This window comes from Variovorax sp. 3319 (assembly GCF_031456585.1).
Lineage (GTDB): Bacteria > Pseudomonadota > Gammaproteobacteria > Burkholderiales > Burkholderiaceae_C > Variovorax > Variovorax paradoxus_P.
Window position 1 is genome coordinate 109,416 of the sequence record NZ_JAVDUZ010000003.1, and the last position, 20,925, is coordinate 130,340.

Annotated in this window: 18 protein-coding genes; 11 read left to right on the forward strand and 7 right to left on the reverse strand. The window is 65.6% G+C overall.

Annotated features, from left to right (window positions below; genetic code table 11):
• Positions 1-135 precede the first annotated feature (135 nt).
• From J2X67_RS07720 to J2X67_RS07730, 3 genes are read left to right on the forward strand one after another with little or no spacing between them, the layout of a single operon-like run.
• The gene (locus J2X67_RS07720) at positions 136-1,728 is read left to right on the forward strand and encodes a hypothetical protein (protein ID WP_309951956.1); all 1,593 of its coding nucleotides are present in this window, start codon (positions 136-138) and stop codon (positions 1,726-1,728) included.
• Positions 1,729-1,768: 40 nt separating this feature from the next.
• Positions 1,769-2,182, forward strand: coding sequence for a hypothetical protein (locus J2X67_RS07725; protein WP_309951957.1), 414 nt, complete (start codon positions 1,769-1,771; stop codon positions 2,180-2,182).
• A gap of 7 nt (positions 2,183-2,189) precedes the next feature.
• Positions 2,190-2,726, forward strand: coding sequence for a cysteine hydrolase family protein (locus tag J2X67_RS07730; RefSeq protein WP_309952506.1), 537 nt, complete (start codon positions 2,190-2,192; stop codon positions 2,724-2,726).
• A 395-nt stretch (positions 2,727-3,121) separates the two neighbouring features.
• On the opposite strand, the gene J2X67_RS07735 is transcribed toward J2X67_RS07730, so the two are convergent.
• Complete coding sequence (locus J2X67_RS07735) at positions 3,122-4,795, reverse strand: hypothetical protein (RefSeq protein ID WP_309951959.1); 1,674 nt, start codon at positions 4,793-4,795, stop codon at positions 3,122-3,124.
• Between the two features lie 133 nt (positions 4,796-4,928).
• Here J2X67_RS07735 and J2X67_RS07740 point away from each other — a divergent pair, with 133 nt between their 5' ends.
• The 8 genes from J2X67_RS07740 (at position 4,929) to J2X67_RS07775 (ending at position 11,776) form a co-directional block, all read left to right on the forward strand.
• Positions 4,929-5,600 carry an amino acid ABC transporter permease gene (locus tag J2X67_RS07740; RefSeq protein ID WP_309951960.1) on the forward strand — a complete coding sequence of 224 codons (672 nt, stop codon included), beginning with the start codon at positions 4,929-4,931 and terminating at the stop codon, positions 5,598-5,600.
• 27 nt (positions 5,601-5,627) lie between these two features.
• A complete protein-coding gene (locus J2X67_RS07745) occupies positions 5,628-6,281 on the forward strand; it encodes an amino acid ABC transporter permease (protein WP_281146584.1) in 654 nt (217 codons plus the stop codon).
• A 67-nt stretch (positions 6,282-6,348) separates the two neighbouring features.
• The gene (locus J2X67_RS07750) at positions 6,349-7,146 is read left to right on the forward strand and encodes a transporter substrate-binding domain-containing protein (protein ID WP_309951962.1); all 798 of its coding nucleotides are present in this window, start codon (positions 6,349-6,351) and stop codon (positions 7,144-7,146) included.
• A gap of 32 nt (positions 7,147-7,178) precedes the next feature.
• Positions 7,179-7,934 carry an amino acid ABC transporter ATP-binding protein gene (locus J2X67_RS07755; protein WP_309951964.1) on the forward strand — a complete coding sequence of 252 codons (756 nt, stop codon included), beginning with the start codon at positions 7,179-7,181 and terminating at the stop codon, positions 7,932-7,934.
• Positions 7,934-8,677, forward strand: coding sequence for a glutamine ABC transporter ATP-binding protein (locus J2X67_RS07760; protein WP_309951965.1), 744 nt, complete (start codon positions 7,934-7,936; stop codon positions 8,675-8,677). Before J2X67_RS07755 ends, J2X67_RS07760 begins: the two co-directional genes overlap by 1 nt.
• A gap of 6 nt (positions 8,678-8,683) precedes the next feature.
• Positions 8,684-9,637, forward strand: a complete 954-nt coding sequence (locus J2X67_RS07765; RefSeq protein WP_309951968.1) for a sugar kinase — start codon at positions 8,684-8,686, stop codon at positions 9,635-9,637.
• A 2-nt stretch (positions 9,638-9,639) separates the two neighbouring features.
• Positions 9,640-10,623 (forward strand): 2-hydroxyacid dehydrogenase, encoded by a 984-nt coding sequence (locus J2X67_RS07770; RefSeq protein ID WP_409050472.1) that lies wholly within the window; start codon positions 9,640-9,642, stop codon positions 10,621-10,623.
• Positions 10,624-10,750: 127 nt separating this feature from the next.
• On the forward strand, positions 10,751-11,776 hold the full coding sequence (locus J2X67_RS07775; RefSeq protein ID WP_309951970.1) for a LacI family DNA-binding transcriptional regulator: 1,026 nt from the start codon (positions 10,751-10,753) through the stop codon (positions 11,774-11,776).
• Here the strand turns inward: J2X67_RS07775 and J2X67_RS07780 are convergent.
• The 6 genes from J2X67_RS07780 to J2X67_RS07805 all read right to left on the reverse strand — a co-directional run bounded on the left by J2X67_RS07780 (position 11,676) and on the right by J2X67_RS07805 (position 20,807).
• Complete coding sequence (locus J2X67_RS07780) at positions 11,676-12,074, reverse strand: hypothetical protein (protein ID WP_309951972.1); 399 nt, start codon at positions 12,072-12,074, stop codon at positions 11,676-11,678. The genes J2X67_RS07775 and J2X67_RS07780 overlap by 101 nt on opposite strands.
• A gap of 27 nt (positions 12,075-12,101) precedes the next feature.
• Positions 12,102-12,560 carry a RidA family protein gene (locus tag J2X67_RS07785; RefSeq protein ID WP_309951973.1) on the reverse strand — a complete coding sequence of 153 codons (459 nt, stop codon included), beginning with the start codon at positions 12,558-12,560 and terminating at the stop codon, positions 12,102-12,104.
• Positions 12,557-13,561, reverse strand: coding sequence for a transglutaminase family protein (locus tag J2X67_RS07790; RefSeq protein WP_309951976.1), 1,005 nt, complete (start codon positions 13,559-13,561; stop codon positions 12,557-12,559). The genes J2X67_RS07785 and J2X67_RS07790 overlap by 4 nt, the downstream gene beginning before the upstream one ends.
• A 22-nt stretch (positions 13,562-13,583) precedes the next feature.
• A complete protein-coding gene (locus tag J2X67_RS07795; RefSeq protein ID WP_309951978.1) occupies positions 13,584-14,411 on the reverse strand; it encodes a basic amino acid ABC transporter substrate-binding protein in 828 nt (275 codons plus the stop codon).
• 28 nt (positions 14,412-14,439) lie between these two features.
• Positions 14,440-17,193 carry a circularly permuted type 2 ATP-grasp protein gene (locus J2X67_RS07800; RefSeq protein WP_309951979.1) on the reverse strand — a complete coding sequence of 918 codons (2,754 nt, stop codon included), beginning with the start codon at positions 17,191-17,193 and terminating at the stop codon, positions 14,440-14,442.
• A gap of 83 nt (positions 17,194-17,276) precedes the next feature.
• Positions 17,277-20,807: a transglutaminase family protein gene (locus tag J2X67_RS07805; protein WP_309951981.1), complete on the reverse strand. Its 3,531-nt coding sequence runs from the start codon at positions 20,805-20,807 to the stop codon at positions 17,277-17,279.
• Between the last annotated feature and the right edge of the window lie 118 nt (positions 20,808-20,925).

Sequence of the window (20,925 nt, forward strand, 5' to 3'; positions counted from 1 at the left end):
ACGGCAGAAACATTCGGCGCACAGGGACATTGCCGCACCGCTTGTCGTATGCCATGTGCTCTATGGCCGGGCGGGTCGCCGCGCGGCACACTGAAAAGCGCCAGACCCGCGGGCTTTGAAAGGGCGACACCCACCATGAGCAGCAATCGCTATCCCATCATCTACGTGCGCGGCTACGCCATGACCGAGGCCGAACGCGACGACACGGCGGCCGACCCGTTCTGCGGCTTCAATGTGGGCTCCACCGTGTACCGGGCCACCGTCAAGAAGGACGCGCCGGCGCAGAAGTTCGTCTTCGAATCTCCGGTGGTGCGTCTCCTGGCGGACTTTCAATACCAGAGTGTTTATCAGAACGGCCTCGACATTCTGGACAACGACTGGAAGCCCTCGCCGGACGAAACCGGCAAGGACGTGGACGGCATTCCAGCCGCATCCATCGTCATCTACCGCTACTACGACAGCGGCTCTGAACTGCTGGGCGACGGCAAGTCGCGCGACGTGAAAATCTACGCGCAGGGCCTTGGCAAACTGATTCTCAGAGTGCGTGAACTGGTCGCGCTGCGCGAGGGCGCCGCCTTTTCGCCCGCGGACTTTCGCTGCTACCTGGTGGCGCATTCGATGGGCGGCCTGGTCGTGCGGGCCTTCTTGCAGAACCCCACGCTCGCCGAGCCCGCTGCTCGCGCCTGTGTCGACAAGGTGTTCACCTATGCCACGCCGCACAACGGCATCGACCTGGGCGGAGTCAACGTGCCGGGCTGGCTGACCGCGAATGAGATGAACACCTTCAACCGCGAGAAAATGTCGGAGTTCCTCGACACCGCACCGGTCGATGGCCGCATGGACTACCTGCCCGCCGCGGCCTTTCCGGCCGAGCGCTTCTTTTGCATGGTGGGCTCCAACCGCGGGGACTACGAGGCCGCGAAGGGCCTGTCGCGCATGTTCGCGGGCCACGGCAGCGATGGGCTGGTGCGCATCGAGAACGCCTCGCTCTGGTCCATCGACGAGGCAAAGCGCAGCAAACCCGTCGCCACCGCCTACGCCTTTCGTTCGCACTCGGGCTACTTCGGCATCGTCAATTCCGAGGAGGCGTACCAGAACCTGGTGCGCTTTCTGTTCGGCGACGTGCGCGTCGATCTCTGGTTCGACGTCGACGGCGTCACCTTGCCGCCCGACCTGCCCAAGGACGCCGACGTCGATGCGCTCTACCAGGTAGAGTTGCTCGCTGCCCCGCGCGGAAAGCGGTGGTACCTGAGCCGTCGCGTGGCCGAAGAAGATTCGCCCGCCTGCCGCACCCACAAGGAACTCACCGATCCGGCCAAGCCCGAACGCCGCTCGATCTATCTGTCGACCGTGTTCCTTGCCAACAAGGCACGCGTGAAGCAGGACCGGCCAACGCTGGCCTACGCCATGACGCTCGGGGTGCGCGTGCCCGACTACCAGGTCAACAAGAAGTTCTGGCTCGACGGCCACTACGAGGGCAGTTCGCTGTTCCGCGACACGCTGGTCATCGAGCTTTCCCCGCCCCAGGCGGACGATCCGGCGCAGAACTGGAACATCAAATACGGCTGGCAGACTGACACCGCGGGCAAAGCCTCGCTGCCGATGAGTTCGACGCAGCTGGCCAATGGCAAGCAGCAGTGCATCGTGCCGCTTTCGAGCCTGGGTGCGGCAGCGGCTGCGCCGGGTATCAGCGGCAAGGTGCGGCTGGAGGTGAGCGCCTGGAATTGAAGAGAGAAGCGGACTGAGATGGCTCACAATTGAGCCTGATATGCACTACTTGCTCTTCATCGGCGCCTTCATCTTCTTCGCCTTCTTGGCGCCGCTCAAGCTCACAGTGGCCGTCGGCGCGCTCGTGCTGTTCGTGACTGTGGTGGTGAAGATCTCCGCGCAGGTCGTCGCGGGGGTCTCGCCGACGTTGAGCGAATCCTTCAAATCGGTTTTCTACGCCTCCCTGTTCGTGGCCCTGGCCCTTCTCGCGTTCGTGAGCTTTTCCAGCGGAACGGGCATTCACCAAGTCGACGGGTTGCCCGCCTTGGCGGTAATGGCGGGGCTGTTCGTCGCCTATACGCTGGGCTTCCAGCTTGGCATCGGCACATCTTTCGGCGCCAGCGCGGTCATTGCGCTCATCTCGACCCTGCTGTCGGGTGTCATCCTCTGGTCTATCAAAGGCCTTGCTTTCTAACGCCATGCTGAAAACCGCCGTTCTCGTCATCGACATGCAGCGCGGCCTCTATGACGATCTGCCGCGCCCTCACGAAGCTGGCGAGGTCGCGCAGCGGGTCAATGCTCTGACGGAGCGTGCCCGCGCCGCGGGAGTGCCGGTGGCCTTCATCCAGCACGAGAACACCATCGACCTGGAATTCGATTCCGAGCGATGGCAACTTGCCGACGCCTTGCGCGTGATTGCGGGCGATACGAAGATTCGCAAGACAACCTCCGACTCGTTCCTGCGCACGCCGCTCGAAGCGTGGCTCGCCGGCCAAGCGGTGCAGCGCGTGGTGATCTGCGGCTATTCCTCGGAGTTCTGCATAGATAGCACCGTGCGGCGTGCCGCCGCGCTGGGCTACGAGGTGGTGCTTGCGGCCGACGCGCACACCTCGCACGACAAGCCGCACGCCACGGGTGCCTTCATTCGTGCGCACCACAACGCCACGCTGTCGGACATCACGAGCTTTGATGTGCCGATCCGCGCGGTGGACAGCGCGCAGATCGCGTTCGGCGATTGAACCGGAAGCTCACGGCTTCCGGTGCGAGGAGGTTTTCCGTAGATGTCGGAGGCGAGGGCTGCACGCATCTGTGGGTTTGTCCGGTAAGTGGCCGCGAGATCTTGGTCCTGACGTGTTTCTTGTGAGCGCATTCAGGGCGCGTGCAAAGGCCACCGGGTACTCCCCTCCGCGAATGTCCCCCGCCTTCGGCTCCTCCTTTATTTCGCTGCGGGGAGCACCCGATGCCCTGTGCACCGGGGCACGCTGCTGGTGTGCGGCCGATCAATGACCGTTGCTCATAACGCGCCCGTCGACGGGGTGCCTTGCGCAGCGAAATAAAGGAGGAGGCCGCAGGCCGGGGGACATTCGCGGAGAAAGGTACCCCGTCGGCGGGCGCGCACCCCGAACAACGTCGGTCAATCCGCCCCCGGCCGCCAGACCCGCGCCAGCGCACTGAGCTTCCCGCGAAACCCCAGCCTATCGTTGGACAGCGCATCGATGAAGTCAGACAGCCGCTGCGACTTCACCATCGTGTAGATCGTGAGCCAAGTCGTAAAGACGAACACCACCCCGAACCAGAGTGCCTTGCGCCACAGCGGCGCATCGGCCTCGGCCAGCAGGTTCATGCCCAGAAAGCCCGTGGTGACGGTGCCGATCAGGCCGAACAGCGTGACCACCGTAAGCCGCACCACGGTGCTCGCCTGCCGGCGCAGGCTGTCTGCATCGAGGTAGGTGTTCATGTCGGCAATGCGCGACTTGACCTCGTCGTAGAGCGGGTCGAGCCCGAGGTGCGTGGTGCACATGTGCGAGAGCGCGCGCACTTGCGCCTGCTCTGAAATCTCGTGGAACCAGTAGCGGTGGGTAAAGCGCAGAAAGCGCTCGAAGCTCGAGCGGATGGCGCGCTTGAACTGCTTCACGCTCGGCGTGCTGCGAATGTCGAGCCGCTTGAGGGCCTCCACCAGCTGGTCCGAGAACATCAGCAGCGAGGCCTTCTGGAAATGCGCGATGAGGAACAGCAGGAAGTGCTGGTGCCTGAACTGCGCGAGCACGCCGCGGTCGCGGCAGCAGAAGAACTCGGAACGCGCGTCGCCGACCACGATCAGCGCATGGCCGTTGCACAGATAGCGCGTGTTCGGCGCAGCGCCTGCATCGACCCAGAAGCGGTCGTAGCAGTACTTGTGCTCGAAGTCGGCCAGGTGCTGCTCTGCATAGGGCAGGTGGGCATCCCGCGCCGCATCGGCCTCGGCGGCACCGGTGACCAGGCCGAGCCGGATGAAGTCGTTGCGCGAAAGGCGCTTTGGATCGTCGAGTGAAAGGTATGCCATTACCGGCATGCGGTAGTACTCGATCTGCCGGTAGCGCAGCACGCCGGGGTCGTCCGAATGGTCGCTTACCAGCGGCTGCATCAGGTAGGCCCAGTGTGCCGAAATGCGCGGTGCCCGGTGCTCGGCCACATGCGCAAGAAATGCGTCGCGGTGCTGTGCATCCGATCTTGCGAGCACGCTGCCGTCGGCCGCCAGCCATTCGACGCTGGCCATGCAATGCAGTGCGCCGCCGTCGGCGCCCCAGCCGGCCGGGTAGGCGCGGCCGAAGCGGTAGAGCAGGTCTTGCGCCTGCGCGAGGCTCAGGTTGTCCGCGCCGACTTCGAGGTTGAGCAGCACCACGTCGACGTCGAAGAAGAAATACAGGTCGCAATGCACCACGTCGAGCGTGATGGGTGCGTCGCCGGCCTGCGGCACCATGCGCACGGCGGCGATGTCGTGGCGCCGAAAGATGCGCATCGGCGAATCGCCGTCGTTGCCGTCTTCTTCCCCGCTCCTGCTCCTGGAGCGGCCCTCGCCGTAGAGAAAGCGCTGCACGTAGGGCAGGAAGCTCACGAACTCGTTGTAGTGGCGCTCGTGAAAACGGCTGCTGTCACCCGTGTATTCGTCGATCTCTTCGCGCCAGGGCGAGGCGTCGCCCATCTCGCGCAGCACGTGCCAAGGGCCGTGGTGCGTGGGCTTGGCGTCAGGCGCGGGCATGAGCCGCAAGGGCCAGAGAAGGGCTTGCCTGAAATGCTGCACGGCAGGTGCTGGGGGTGTATTCAGCATCGCTGCAGTGTAGGCAGAAGGCGCATCGAAAAGCTGACCTAGGGGAATCCCTAGGTCGCTCTGAAACCGGTTTCATATAAGCTGCAAGCATTGCTTTTGGGGCACGCGCACGGCAACGCCCGTGCTCGCAAACATGAACTACCAGTTTCAATTCGACGCCGTCTTCGCTGCCTGGCCGCTGCTGCTCAAGGGCACCTGGATCACGATTCAGCTTTCGCTTTCCGCCACGCTGATCGGCCTGGTGGTCGCCATCTTCTGCGCCTGGGGCAAAACGTCGGGGCCGGCGTGGCTGCGCTTTGTCATCAACGCGTACATCGAGGTCATCCGCAATACGCCGTTCCTGGTGCAGCTGTTCTTTTTCTTCTTCGCGCTGCCGGCCATCGGTCTGCGCTGGTCGCCGCAAACGGCCGCGCTGGTGGCCATGGTGGTGAACCTCGGCGCGTATGCAACCGAAATCATCCGGGCGGGCATCGAGTCGATTCCCAAGGGGCAAATCGAGGCGGGCAGGGCGCTCAATCTCAAGCCGTGGGAGATCTTCCGCTTTGTCATCATCAAGCCCGCGCTCAAGGCCATCTACCCGGCGCTCACGAGCCAGTTCATCCTCCTGATGCTGAGTTCGGCGGTGGTGTCGGTCATTTCGGCCGACGACCTGACCTCGGTGGCCGCCAACCTGCAGTCGCAAACCTTCCGCAGCTTCGAGATCTACATCGTCGTGGCTGCCATCTACCTTGCGCTGGCGCTGGCTTTCTCGGCCATGTTCAAGTTCATCTACAAGCGCACGCTCAACTATCCGGACCGCCGGTAACAACCCACGGACGGAGCAAGACACATCATGCGTACCTTCGGTTTTCCCGAATTCCTGTTCATCCTCGAGGCGGCCAAATGGACGCTCGCGCTCTCGGCCATTGCCTTTGTGGGCGGCGCGATCCTCGGGCTGATCATTGCGCTCATGCGCACGTCCGAGTCGGCATGGGCGCGCGGCGTTTCAACCACCTTCATCCAGATCTTCCAGGGCACCCCGCTGCTGCTGCAGCTGTTCCTGGTGTTCTTCGGCGCGCCGGTGCTGGGGCTGGACATCAACCCATGGATTGCCGCGGGCGTGGCGCTCATTCTCAACAGCGCGGCGTTCCTGGGTGAAATCTGGCGCGGCTGCATCGAGGCGGTTCCGCGCGGCCAGTGGGAAGCCGCCGAGGCACTCAGCCTCAAGTACAGCGCGCGCATGCGCGACGTGGTGCTGCCGCAGGCTTTCAAGATTGCGCTCGCACCCACGGTGGGCTACCTGGTGCAGATCATCAAGGGCACCTCGCTCGCAGCCATCATCGGCTTCGTGGAGGTGACGCGTGCGGGGCAAATCGTCAACAACGCCACCTTCCAGCCGCTCATCGTGTTCTCGGTGGTGGCCGCCATCTACTTTGCGATCTGCTGGCCGCTCTCGCTGCTGGCCGGGCGCATGGAACGCAAGCGCGCGCAAGCGCTCGCACGCTGATCCGTCGTTTTCATTTTTTCTTTCTCTGTTCTCGTCGCTTCCTTTTCATTTTCAGGAGACACATCCAATGACCCGTACCACCACCCGCCGCGTTGCGCTGGCAGCCCTTGGCCTTGGCGCCGCGCTCACCGTGTTCGCACCTTTCGCGTCGGCCCAATCCGTGGCCGACATCAAGAAGAAGGGCGAGATCACCATCGGCATGCTGGTCGACTTCCCGCCCTACGGCACCACCAACGCGCAGAACCAGCCCGACGGCTATGACGCCGACGTGGCCAAGCTGCTCGCCAAAGATTGGGGCGTCAAGGCCAACATCGTGCCGGTGACCGGCCCCAACCGCATTCCTTTTCTGCTGACCAACAAGGTCGACCTGCTGGTCGCCTCGCTGGCCATCACGCCCGAGCGTGCCAAGCAGGTGCAGTTCTCGCAGCCCTATGCGGCCGCCACCATCGTGCTGTACGGCGCCACCAAGACGCCCATCAAGACCGCAACCGACCTGAAGGGCCTGCGCGTGGGCGTGGCCCGCGCTTCGACGCAAGACGTGGCAGTGACCAAGGCCGCACCTGAAGGCACCGAAATCCGCCGCTTCGACGACGACGCATCGGCCATGCAGGCGCTGATCTCGGGCCAGGTCGACGCCATCGGCTGCTCGGTGACCGTGGCTGCGCAAATTGCCAAGCGCGTGCCCGCCGGCAGCTACGAAAACAAGTTCACGCTGGTGCAGCAATCGATGGGCATTGCAATGCGTCCTGGCCAGGAAGAGCTGCACAAGGCGGTCAACGAATTCGTTGCCAAGAACACCGCCAATGGTGAGCTCAACAAGCTCTACCAGAAGTGGCTGCAGGCCGACCTGCCGAAGATGCAGTGAACCGCAAGGGCTGAAGAACAAGGAATCCCGGCATGACGACGGAATCGATCATCCGCATGGAAGCGGTCAACAAGTGGTACGGTGAATTCCAGGTGTTGACCGGCATCGACCTGTCGGTGCGCCAGGGCGAACGCATCGTGATCTGCGGGCCTTCGGGCTCGGGCAAGTCGACGCTCATCCGCTGCATCAACCGGCTCGAAACGGTGCAGAAGGGCCGCATTGTGGTCGACGGCATCGACCTGACGGCAGGCGGCAAGAACGTGGACGCGGTGCGTGCCGAGGTTGGCATGGTGTTTCAGCAGTTCAACCTGTTTCCGCACCTCACCATTCTGGAAAACTGCACGCTTGCGCCGATGCGCTCGCGCGGCATGACCAAGGCACAGGCGGAAGAGGTGGCCATGAAGTACCTCACCCGCGTGCGCATTCCGGAGCAGGCGAGCAAGTACCCGAGCCAACTCTCCGGCGGGCAGCAGCAGCGCGTGGCCATTGCGCGTGCGCTGTGCATGACGCCCAAGATCATGCTGTTCGACGAGCCCACTTCCGCGCTCGACCCCGAAATGGTCAAGGAAGTGCTCGACACAATGATCGGCCTTGCCGAAGACGGCATGACCATGCTTTGCGTCACGCACGAAATGGGCTTTGCCCGCAGCGTGGCCGACCGGGTGATCTTCATGGCCGAAGGCAAGATCGTGGAGCAGGCGCCGCCGCAAGAATTCTTCAGCAATCCGCAGAACGAAAAAACGCGCCAGTTCCTTGGCCAGATCCTGAGTTCCCACCAAGCCCACTGATGTCTTTTCAGGTACTCATTTCTCTGTCGTCCTTCGGTGCGGCCGAGGTGGGCCGGCACGGCCAGCTCTGGTGCTCGCAACTGGCGCTGGAAGCAGGAGCCGATTCGGTCGAGGTACGCGGCGAGATGCTGCGCAACCCGGATGCGGAACTGCCTTCGCTCGCAGGGCTTGCCTCTGTGTATTCCAGTCCCGAAGGCCTGTGGGCCGAAGGCGGCTGGCTCGACAGCGCGGCGCTTGCGCGCGGCATTGCCGCCGCAACCAGGCTGGGCGCCAGGCGGCTCAAGATGTCGATCGGCGACTTTCGTGCGTCGTCTCACGGTTCGCTCTGGGGACTGAAGGTGCAGCTCGCCGAAACGCGGGTCGAACTGCTGATTGAAAACGACCAGACCGTTCGCGCCGGCACGTTGTCTGCGTTGCAGGCCTTCTTCGATGCGGCCGACCGTGCCGGCGTCGAACTTGGCATGACCTTCGACATGGGCAACTGGCACTGGCTTGGCGAATGTCCGCTGCAGGCGGCGCAGGCGTTTTCGCAGCGCGTGCGCTATGTGCATTGCAAGGGCGTGCAGCGCCTGCCGCACAAGTGGGTGGCGGTGCCATTGGGCGACTCGGCCGCGCCGTGGCGCGCCGTGCTGCGCGCGCTGCCTGCGGATGTGCCGCATGCCATCGAATACCCGCTCGTGGGCGACGACCTCCTGGCCGTTACACGCACGCAAATCGATTTCATCCGCTCCGCGCGAGCGTAGGAACACATGACAGAACCGACCGCTTTCGACGTTGCCCTGTTCGGCGAGGCCATGCTGCTGCTGGTGGCCGACAGGCCCGGCCCGCTGGAAAACGCGCAGTCATTTCACAAGCGCACCGCGGGCGCCGAAACCAACGTGGCCATCGGCCTTTCGCGCCTGGGTCTCAAGGTGGGCTGGGCCAGCCGCCTCGGTACCGATTCAATGGGCCGCACGCTGCTGGCGACGATGCAGGCCGAAGGCATCGACTGCTCGCACGTGATTTGCGACCCGACGCAGCGTACCGGTTTTCAGTTCAAGGGACGTGTTACCGACGGCAGCGACCCGCCGGTCGAGTACCACCGCAAGGGTTCGGCCGCAAGCCACATGGGCCCCGCCGATGTCGATGAGGCTTGGCTGCGTTCGGCACGCCACCTGCATGCCACGGGCGTGTTCGCGGCTATTTCCGACACCAGCCTGCAGGCCGCGCTCAAGACGATGGACGTGATGCGCGCGGCGGGCCGCACCATCTCGTTCGACACCAACCTGCGGCCCACGCTCTGGTCGTCCAAAGAAACCATGCGCCACTGGATCAACGAGCTGGCCTCGCGCGCCGACTGGGTGCTGCCAGGCATCGAAGAGGGGCTGCTGCTCACCGGGCATACCCAGCCTGAAGACGTGGCGCGCTTTTATCGTGAGCGCGGCGCAAAACTGGTGGTCGTCAAGCTCGGTTCCGAAGGTGCGTACTACGACAGCGACGTGGCCGGCACCGGACGCGTCGACGGTTTTCCCGTGAAGGAAGTGATCGACACCGTTGGCGCTGGCGACGGTTTTGCGGCCGGCGTGGTGAGCGCATTGCTCGAAGGCAAGAGCGTGCCCGAGGCCGTTCGCCGCGGTGCGTGGATCGGCGCACGCGCGGTGCAGGTGCTGGGCGATACCGAAGGCCTGCCCACACGCGCCGAACTCGAAGAAGCAGGACTCTGACCGTGACCGCAAGAAAAAACGTGCTCGTCTTCAGGGCGCTGCCTCAAGACCAGCTGGCGCGCCTGCAGGCTGCGCATCATGTGACCATTGCCGACCCGCGCAAGGAGCCCGAGGCATTTGCCGCGGCGCTGCGCACTGCAAACGGCCTGATCGGCTCGAGCCACACGGTCGATGCGGCGCTGCTCGATGCGGCGCCGCAGCTGCAGGTGATCTCCAGCGTGTCGGTCGGCGTCGACAACTATCCGCTGGCAGAGCTGAACAAGCGGGGCATCGTGCTGTGCCACACGCCCGACGTGCTCACCGAAACCGTGGCCGACACGGTGTTCGCGATCCTGATGGCTACGCAGCGCCGCGTGGTCGAGCTGTCGAACCTCGTGCGCGAAGGCCGCTGGACGAAGAACATCGGCGAAGAATTCTTTGGTACCGATGTGCATGGCAAGACGCTTGGAATTTTGGGCTTCGGCCGCATCGGCCAAGCCGTGGCACGGCGCGCGGCACTGGGCTTTGGCATGCCGGTGCTCTACCACTCGCGCAGGCCTGTCGACCTGGCCGCGCAGGCGCCGGAACTGCAAGGCCGTGCCACGCATACGCCGCTTGACGAACTGCTCTCGCGTTCGGACATCGTGCTGGCGATGCTTCCGCTCACCGATGCGACGCGCGGCATGATCGATGCCGGCTTCTTCGCGCGCATGAAGCCGGGGGCGTCCTTCATCAACGGCGGCCGCGGCGCCACGGTGAACGAAGCCGCCTTGCTGCACGCGCTTGATCACGGCACGCTGCGCTCCGCCGGCCTCGACGTGTTCGCGAAAGAGCCGCTGCCCACCGATTCGCCGCTGCGCACGCATCCGCGCGTGACGCCGCTGCCGCACATTGGCTCGGCGACGCATGAGACGCGGCATGCCATGGCGGAATTGGCAACGACGAACCTGCTGCAGGTGCTGGCCGGCGAGAAGCCGACGGCGCCGTACGACACGGCGGCTGCATGACGGTTGCCCTCGGGTTCTTCTCCCTCCCCCACTGGGGGAGGGTTGGGGTGGGGGCAAGCGGCGCAACCATTGCGCGCCCTGCCTGCCCCCATCCCAACCCTCCCCCAGCGGGGGAAGGAGAAGAACCATGAAACCCACAGGCCGCGCCACCATCGCCGACGTCGCCGAAGCGGCAGGCGTTTCCAAGGCCACCGTCTCGCGCTTTCTCAATCACCGCGAGCGCCTCTTGAGCCACGACATCGCGGCGCGCGTGGAGGCGGCCATCGCCAAGCTGGCCTACACGCCCAGCCCGATGGCGCAGGCGCTGAGCCACGGGCGCTCGCGTCTCATCGGCCTGATCGTGGCCGACATCACCAATCCTTACTCCGTGGCCGTATTGCGCGGCGCCGAGAAGGCCTGCCAGGACGCGGGCTACCTGGTGATGCTGTTCAACCTGGGCAACGAGAGCGAACGGGAGCGCGAGGCCATCGATGCGCTCGCGGGCTACCAGGTCGACGGCTTCATTCTCAACACACTGGGGCGCGGCAGCAACGTGGTCGATGCAGTCACGCTGCACGGCAAGCCCGCGGTGCTGGTCGACCGGCGGCATACCGGGATGCACACCGATTTCGTCTCGCTCGACAACCATTCAGCCATGCGCGACACCTGCGGCCATCTGGTCGAAGGCGGCTACCGCGAACTGCTCTACGTGACAGAGCCGCAAAAAGGCGTGAGCTCGCGGCGTGAACGCACCGCCGCCTTCGGTGCGTGCGTGGCGGCGCACGAGCCGCGCGTGGCGGGCGAGGTGTTCGAAAGCGTCGAAGGAGAAAGCGATGCGCTCGACGATGCCTTGCGCGCCTTGCATCGGCGTGCAAAGCGCGGCCGCCGTGCGGCAGTGGTTGCGGGCAATGCGGTGGTTACGCTGCGCATTGCCCAGGCCATGGCGCGCCTGGGATGGCAATTCGGGCAAGAACTGGGCTTCGTCGGCTTCGACGATCCGGAGTGGGCTTCGCTCATCGGCCCCGGACTGAGCACCGTGGCGCAGCCGACCGACGCCATCGGCCGCTGCGCGGCTACGTGCCTGATCGAACGGCTGCAGGGGCTGGATGTGGCGGCTCGCCAGCTGCTGCTGCCGGGGCAACTGGTGGTGCGGGGCTCTTCGCAGCCGGCATAGCAGCCGGCGCAGCGGCGGAGCGATCCACAGCGCCAACGAGGCGGCTGAGTTCGACGCGCTCGGCAATCCAGCGCTCGAAATTCCGTTCGGCCTGCAGCTTGAACTCGTTGCGCGTACGGTTGCAGATTGCGTGGGCGAGCCGGCGGTGTTTCTGCTTGCGCACGCCGCCCAGCGTCGAGTCGTTCAGGTGTTCGATGGTGGCCGAATCGGGCGTGCTGCGAGGCTCCGCAAAATCCATCGGCAAGCCGCACCAGTGGCAGTTGTTGCCGAAGGACGAGCGCAGTGCCTGCACGCTCATGGCTGTTGCTGCCCGCGCGGGAGCCGGTCAGCCGACTTCGGCAACCAGGTCGATCTCGACGCAGGCGCCCATTGGCACCTGTGCCACGCCGAACGCGCTGCGCGCATGCGAGCCCTTTTCGGCGCCGAACACTTCGGCAAACAGCTCGCTTGCGCCGTTGGTCACCAGGTGCTGCTCGGTGAAGGTGCCGACGGAGTTCACCAGGCTCATGACCTTGACGATGCGCGTGATCTTGTTCAGGTCGCCAACGGCCGCGTGCAGCGTGCCCAGCAGGTCGATGGCAATGGCGCGTGCGGCCTGCTTCCCTTCTTCGGTGCTGATGCTGGCGCCGAGCTGCCCGGTCCAGACCTTGCCGTCCTTCTTGGCGATGTGGCCCGAAAGAAAAACCAGGTTGCCGGTGCGCACAAAGGGCACATAGGCCGCGGCGGGGGCGGCGACCGGGGGCAGGGTGATGCCGAGGCTGGAAAGCTTGTCGTAAACGCTCATTGGATATCCTTGTCAGAGGGTTGCGATTGAATCTGGGATTGTGTCTGTGACTGCGTCTGCGATTGTGACTGTGCCGCTTGCGCAGCCTGCGTGCGCAGCTCTTCGATCGGTTGCACGGTGACACCCACCTTGAGTGTGTGGCGCGCCCCGCCGTGCAGCACTCCCCGCATGGGCGACACGTCGGAATAGTCCCGGCCGATGGCGAGCGCCACATAGTCTTCGCCCGGCTGGCGCCCATTGGTGGGGTCGAACTCGGCCCAGCCGCCGGCGCTCTCGGGGCCGTCGCCATTGCCGGGCAGGTACACCGACACCCAGGCGTGCGATGCATCGGCACCCACAAGCCGCGGCTGGCCCGGCGGCGGCTGCGTGAGCAGGTAGCCGCTCACGTAGCGAGCGGGCAGGCCCATTACGCGAAAGCAGGCAATCATGATGTGGGCGAAGTCCTGGCACACGCCCTTGCGCTGTGCGAGCGCCTCGACGGCAGGCGTGCTGATTTCGGTGCTGTCGGCGTCGTAGGCAAAGTCGCGGTACATGCGCTCGGTGAGGTCCATTGCCACGTCGAAGGTCGGCCGCTCGGGCGCGAAGCTTGCGCGCGCATAGGCGGCGAAGTCATCGTGGCGGGGCACGTAGGGCGACGGAAAAACGAACTCCGAGGCCGCATCGAAGGTGGCGTCCTTGCGGTAACGAAAGCGCTCGCGAACGGCCTCCCAGGGCAGGTCGCGCGCGACGGCCGGCGACAACACGGGCTCCGATGTTTCGACCACGCTCTCGGCGGTGACCACCAGGCTGTCGTGCGTGGCCTCGAGCGCAAAAAAGGCGCGGGTGTTGCCGTACACGTCGGGCAGTTCGTTACGCTGCGCGGGCTGCGGCTCGATGGCGAGCTTGTGGCTGACCAGCCGCTGCGAAGAGGTGGCCAGGGGCTTCAGGTGGGCCAGGTGCTGCGCCGTTTCGACCGGAGGCGAATACTCGTAGCGCGTTTCGTGCGTGACGTGAAGAAGCATGGGTTTCCTGCTGCGGCGGGTTCTACCTGGGCGTGCTGCCGAAATAAGCCGCGTAGATCTTGTCGTAGCTGCCGTCGGCCTTGATGTCGTCAAGGCCCTTGTTGATTCGGGCCTGGAGTTCCGCATTTCCTTTCTTGACCGCAATGCCGTATTGCTCGGCCGGAAAGGCCGCGTCGCTCACCGTCTTGAAGCCGCCGCCCGGGTTGTTGGCAAGGTAGTGCTCCACCACGCCGTTGTCGGCCACCACGGCCTGTACGCCGCCGGCTTCGAGTTCCTTCAGCGCGAGCGGCGTGGATTCGAAGCGCTTGATGTTGCCGCTCGACTTGCCCTGGAGCTTGCCGACCACCTCGTCGCCCGTGGTGCCGTTCTGCACGCCGACCTTCATTGCCTTGATGTCCTCGAACCTGGCAACCTGCGCGTCGCGCCGGACCGCAATGAGCTGCCTGGCTTCAAAGTAGGGCTTCGAAAAATCCATGGTCTGGCGGCGCTCGGCGGTGATGGTGATGGCCGACACGAGCAGGTCGCGGTCGCCCTGGTCGAGCGCGTTGAAGATGCCCTCCCACGGCGTGTTGACGAACTTCACCTCGAAGCCGGCCTTGCCCGCAATTGCCTTGACCACGTCGATATCGAAGCCGACGATTTCGCCTTTTTCGTTCTGCGACTCGAAGGGGGTGTAGGCAGCATCGGTGCCGACCACCAGCACCCGCGGCGCCGTTGGCGGAGGCGGCGTCGTATTGGCGGTGGCGGTGGCGGTATTGGGCTCTTGCTTGCCGCAGCCGGCCAGCGCAAGGCAGGCAAGGCCTGCGAGAAGACCAGCGGCAATCCACGTGGTGCGTCGGTTGGCGAGCATGTTGCGGCCTCCTTCAGAAAAGGCGTGTTCAGGCGCCGACCGAACGCAGCGATTCCGACGTGAGCGTGAAATAGCGCGTGCCGATGGCATCGGACACATGGTAGGCCGCGGTTTCGCAGTTGGCGAGAAGCTGCACCAACGCAGGGTAGTTGGCATCGGCTCCGGCCGCGCACAGATGCTCGAGCGTCCAGCTGGCGGGGTCGGGCAGCTCGTAAGACAGGGCGGTGAGCTTGCCGGGTGCGCTGCCCGCAAGGCGCGCAATTCGCCCGCGCAGCGTTTGCGTGACCCACGCCAGCGACCGGGGATTCTCGGCATCGAGTACCAGCAAATCGACCAGCGTGGCCACGTCGCGCCGCTGCTGGTAGCGCGCATGAAAGGTGATGGTGCTGTCGAACAGCGCCACCATGGCCTCGAAGCCGCTCACCTCGTGCACGGCCCCATTCTCGAAGCCGGCCTCCAGCGCATTCGACAGAAAGCCCAGCCGCTCGATGTGGCGGCCGATCGACAGCAGGCGCCAGGCGTCGTCGCGCGTCATGCGGTCGGTTTGTGCGCCGGTCATCGCGGCCAGCGCGGTGCTTGCAGATTCGAGCGCACGCAGTGCCGCGCCGGTGGCAAAGCTGCCTTCGCCCGCCTGCTCGGCCGCGCGCCGCAAAAACTCGGCCTCGGCACGCACGATCTGGTTCCAGTTGTCTTGCGAGAGCCTTTCTCGCACGGCGGCGGCGGCCTGTCGGATGCAGCGCAGGCTGAAGCCCACGCTACCGCCGCGATCCACATCGCCGAGTTCGGCGATCAGTGCGCGCTCGAACACGCGGCGCGACTGCGGTGCGCTGGGCACACCCGCCGGCACCAACGCATTGCGCAGGGCCATGCGATGCAGCCAGTCGAGCAGCGTGCGCGACGACTGGTCTTCGCTGCCCAGGAGGTTGAGCGTGAGCCGCGCGAGCCGCACCGCGTTTTCTGCCCGCTCGGTGTAGCGGCCGAGCCAGAACATGTTTTCGGCCGCACGGCTGGTAACGGGCGCACGGTGCCGCGCGAGCGAGGCCGGCGTGGCGTGCGGCTGCAGCAGCGTGGTGCGGTCGACTTCGCCGTGCGTTTGCACCCACACGTCGGCGCTGCTGCCGCCGCGCTGCATGGAGGCGATCTGCGCATCGCGGCCGGCAAGCCGTGCCAGCCCGCCGGGCAGCACTCGCCACGACTGCGCGCCATCGCTCACGGCAAAAACACGCAGCAGCACCGCCCGCGGCGCAATGTGGCCGGGGCCCAGGTCATTGGCCCAGGTGGGCATTTGCGACAGCGGAAGGTAGCTCTGGATGGTGTGGGCCTCGCCGTCGCGCACGATGCGGCCGGCCCATTCGTCGAGCTGGCGCCGGCTCAGCTCGCTGCCGAGCACCGCATCGAAGCTGGTCTGCCCGTCGAACCCAGGATAGGTCGGCTTGATGGCGCATTCGCCCAGCTGAGGCAGCACGGCCTCGAGCGCGGCGCGCTCGCCGCACCACCAGGTCGGCAGCGCCGGCAGCTTGAGCTTTTCGCCGATGAGGCGGCGCGCGAGGCCCGGCAAGAAGCCCAGCAGCGCGGGCGATTCGAGAAATGCCGAACCAGGCATGTTGGCCACGAGCACATTGCCGGCCCGAATGGCCTGCAGCAGGCCCGGCACGCCCAGTGTGGAATCGGGCCGCAGTTCGAGCGGGTCGAGAAACTGGTCGTCCAGCCGCTTGATGAGCCCATGCACCGGGCGCAGGCCCTGCAATGTCTTGAGATAGAGCCGCTGGTCGCGCACGGTGAGGTCGCTGCCCTCGACCAGCGTCACGCCGAGATAGCGCGCAAGGTAGGCGTGCTCGAAGTAGGTCTCGTTGTAGGGGCCTGGCGTGAGCAGTGCGATATGCGGCGGCACGCCGGCCGGGCACATGCGCTGCAGGCCGTCCATCATGGCGCTGTAGGTGGCGGCAAGCCGCTGCACCTGCAACGCCTCGAAGGCCTGCGGAAACTGGCGCGTAATGGCGAGCCGGTTTTCGAGCAGATAGCCGAGGCCCGAAGGCGCCTGCGTGCGCTGCGAAACCACCCACCAGTTGCCGTCGGGCCCGCGGGCCAGGTCGAAGGCCGCAATGTGCAGCCAGGTGTCGCCGGGCGGCTTGACACCGTGCAGCGCGCGCAGGTAGCCGGGGTGCCCGCGTACAAGCGCCGGCGGCAAGAGACCTTCGCTCAATAGTTGCTGCGGTCCGTAGACGTCGGCCATGACGCGATCGAGCACGCGCACGCGCTGCAGCACGCCGGCTTCGATCTGGCTCCAGCTTTCGGGCGAGACGATCAGCGGAAACAGGTCGAGCGACCAGGGGCGCTGGGGGCCATCGGCATCTGCATAGACGTTGTAGGTAACGCCGTTGTCGCGGATCTGCCGCTCCAGGTTGACCGCCCGCCGCGGCAGGTCGCCAAAGCCGCCCGGGCCGAGCTGCTCGAAAAATGCGTTCCAGGCGGGGGTAAGGGGCGGCTTCTCGTTGGAGGGCTGAGGCTGCTGGAGAACCTGGGTCTGTGTCTGCGTCTGCGACTGGGCCTGCGAAGGATTTGGCGTAACCGCGGGTCGCTCGGCCGCCGCATCGTAGAGCATGGGCGGCGTGGCCAGCGCCGGCGCTGCGCCGGTAACCTGGCGCGGCGGCACCGCGGGCGTGGCTTGGCCGCGCAATTCGTCGAAGTGGCCGGGCAGGGCGGCCGGGGCGAGCGCCGACGCCAGGGCGGCTGGAAACTCCAGCGCCTGGGCGTCGAACAGGGATTCGTTCAAAGGTTCCACAGGGGTTCGATTGTCACATTGCCGTCACCAGGGCAGGTGGCGGGCAATGTGCTAAATGTCCCCTTGTGTGCCTATAAGGCCTTTCACCGCCGCAAATCGAGGGTGAACGGGAACTCACGGCTGCCCGCAAGCTCGATGGTGGCCGGGGGCGTGCGCATCAGGCCGGGCGTATGGCCCATGCGTGCAAAGCGCGACATGCGCCGGCTTTCCGCCTCATAGGCGTTGACAGGCAAGGTGTCGTAGTTGCGGCCGCCCGGGTGGGCCACGTAATACTGGCAGCCGCCCAGGGAGCGCTTCATCCAGGTGTCGACGATGTCGAAGGTGAGCGGCGCATGCGCACCGATGCTCGGATGCAGTGCCGAAGGCGGGTTCCAGGCCTTGTAGCGCACGCCCGCCACAAACTCGCCCACGGTGCCGGTCGGCTGCAGCGGCAGCACCTTGCCGTTGACGGTGATCACGTGGCGGCTTTCGTTCAGGCCCGTTACGCGCACCTCGATGCGTTCGAGCGACGAGTCGACATAGCGCACGGTGCCGCCGGCGGATCCTTCTTCGCCCATCACGTGCCAGGGCTCGAGCGCGTTGCGCAGCGAAAGCTCCACGCCCATGGCCTGCACCTGTCCCACCAGCGGAAAACGGAACTCGAAATGCGGCGCGAACCAGTCGACGTCGAACGCGAAACCGGCCTGGCGCATTTCGCTGATCACATCGTCGAAGTCCATCTTGACGAAGGTCGGCAGCAGGAAGCGGTCGTGCAGTTCGGTGCCCCAGCGGGTAACGGGGGCCTTGTACGGGTCGTCCCAGAAGCGAGCCACCAGGGCGCGGATCAGCAGTTGCTGCGCAATGCTCATGCGCGCATGCGGCGGCATTTCGAACGCGCGCAGTTCGAGCAGGCCCAGGCGGCCGGTGCTCGAGTCGGGCGAATAGAGCTTGTCGATGCAGAACTCGCTTCTGTGCGTGTTGCCCGACACGTCGATCAGGATATTGCGCAGCGTGCGGTCGACCAGCCAGGCCGGCATGTTCTGGCCGTGGATCTCGCGGTTTCTCGCGATTTCCTTCAGGGCGATTTCAAGCTCGTAGACCTGGTCGTTGCGCGCTTCGTCCACGCGCGGCGCCTGGCTCGTCGGGCCGATGAACATGCCCGAGAACAGGTAGCTCAGCGACGGATGGTTGTGCCAGTAGAGCAGCAGGCTGGCCAGCAGCTCGGGCCGGCGGAGGAAGGGGCTGTCCGCCGGCGTGGCGCCGCCCATCACAAAGTGGTTGCCGCCGCCGGTGCCGGTGTGGCGGCCGTCGGTCATGAACTTCTCGGCCGACAGGCGGGTTTCGAACGCGGCGTTGTACAGAAATTCGGTGTGGTCGACCAGTTCCTTCCAGTTGTGCGCCGGATGGATGTTGACTTCGATCACGCCCGGGTCGGGGGTGACGGCCAGCATTTTCAGGCGCGGGTCGCGCGGCGGCGGATAGCCTTCCATCACGATGCGCATGCCGAGCTGCTCGGCCGTGGCTTCGACGGCCGCCACCAGGTCGAGATAGTCTTCCAGCCGCGCGAGCGGCGGCATGAAGACATAGAGCACACCCGAGGCGCTGCCCTTTTTCTCGGCCGCCGGGCCGTTGGCACGGCGCGGGTCGCGCACTTCGACGCACAGGGCAGTGCGGGTGACCCAATGCGCCGATTCGCCGCGCAGGGGCTGGCGAGTGGCCGGGTTCGCAGAGCGGTCTGCGGTTTCGGCCGCCGCATCGCCCTTCGCTGCATCGCCGCTCAAGGTTGCGCTGCCGCCGGGTGACTGCATGCGCACGGCGGCCGGCACTGCGGGCGGGGCACCAAAGTCGTAGGGCACGGCGCCAAGGTCGGCGCCGCTCGCGCCACCGGCAGGCACGGCGTAGCGTGCGCGGTAGTCGGCTGACGTTGGCAATGCGGCGCGCGGCGCGGTCGGGTCGCGCTCGACCAGGTAGGGGTAGTCGCCCTTGCTGGCCCAGGGCTGCGAGTCGAGCGGCAGCCGGTAGCCCATGGGCGAATCGCCCGGAATCAGGTAGAGCCGGTCGTCGCGCAGGAACCAGGGGCCGGTTTTCCAGCCCGGGCCTGCAAGTGCGGGCGCATCGGCATCGGCGTTGCCGGGTTCGAGCGGCAGCATGTAGCCGATGACGGCGTCGAGCTTTTGCGTGAACACGCGGCGCAGGCGAACCCGCTCGAGTTCGTCGTCCAGTTTCGATTCGAAGGGGTCGACGTTCACCGGCAGGCGACGTTCGCGCCACAGGTAGTAGTAGACGTCTTCATAGCCGGGCTGGACGTAGCGCTCGGTAATGCCGAGCTTGTGCGCCAGCACGGTGGTGAAGCGGCGTGCGTCTTCGCTGGTGTAGTGCGTGGGCACGCGCTCGTCGGCAAAGAGCTCGGGGTTGTGCCAGAGCGTCTGGCCGTCGGCGCGCCAGAAGATCGAAAGCGCCCAGCGCGGCAGCTGCTCGCCCGGGTACCACTTGCCCTGGCCGAAGTGGAGAAAGCCGCCCTGGCCGTATTCGGCGCGCAGCCTGTGGACGAGTTCGGTGGCGTAGCCGCGCTTCGTGGGGCCGAGCGCATCGGTGTTCCACTCGGGCGCATCTCGGTCGCTGGTGGCCACATAGGTCGGCTCGCCGCCCATCGTTAGGCGCACGTCGCCGGCTTTCAGGCGCGCATCCACCGCATCGCCGAGCGCGAGCACTTCGGCCCATTGTTCTTCGGTGTAGGGCTTGGTGACGCGCGGCGATTCATAGATGCGCGTCACCTTCATCTCGTGGCCGAACTCGACCTCCGATTCGTCGACACCGCCTTCGATAGGCGCTGCGCTCGAGGGTGTGGGCGTGCAGGCGAGCGGAATGTGACCTTCGCCGGCCATGAGGCCCGAGGTGGCGTCCAGGCCGATCCAGCCCGCACCCGGCAGGAACACCTCGCACCAGGCGTGCAGGTCGGTGAAGTCGACCGTGGTGCCGCTCGGGCCGTCGAGCGCCTTCACGTCGGGGGTCAGCTGAATGAGGTAGCCCGAAACGAAACGCGCAGCCAGGCCGCAATGGCGCAGCAGCTGCACCAGCAGCCAGCCCGAGTCTCGGCACGAGCCGCTGCCGTTGATGAGCGTTTCTTCCGGCGTCTGCACGCCGGGCTCCATGCGGATCAGGTAGTTGACGTCTTTCTGGACCTGCTGGTTCAGCCCGACCAGAAAGTCGATGGTGCGCTGCTCCTTGCGATCGATCTTGTCCAGGTAGGCCGCAACGAGTGGCGTGGCCTCTTCGGTGACCAGGTAAGGCGCGAGTTCTTCGGCCTGCGAGGCGGTGTACTTGAACGGAAAGTTCTCGGCCTGCGGCTCGAGAAAGAAGTCGAACGGGTTGTAGACCGCCATCTCGACCACAAGGTCGACCGTGACCTTGAATTCGCGCGTCTTCTCGGGAAACACGAGCCGCGCCTGGTAGTTGGCGAACGGGTCCTGCATCCAGTTGACGAAGTGCTCGGCCGGCTCGACCTGCAGCGAATACGAGATGACGTTGCTGCGGCAGTGCGGCGCGGGACGCAAGCGCACGACCTGCGGGCCCAACTGCACCAGGCGGTCGTATTTGTAGTGGGTGACGTGGTGGAGTGCGGCGTGAATGGACATGCGTTTGTGTGCAGTACTGCGAGATTGCATCGAAAAGATGTCTCTTGTGAGACGCATACTAGCCCAGATACCAAGCAATTAACGCGCCATTGAGCGTGGGTCCGGGGAGGGCTTGCAG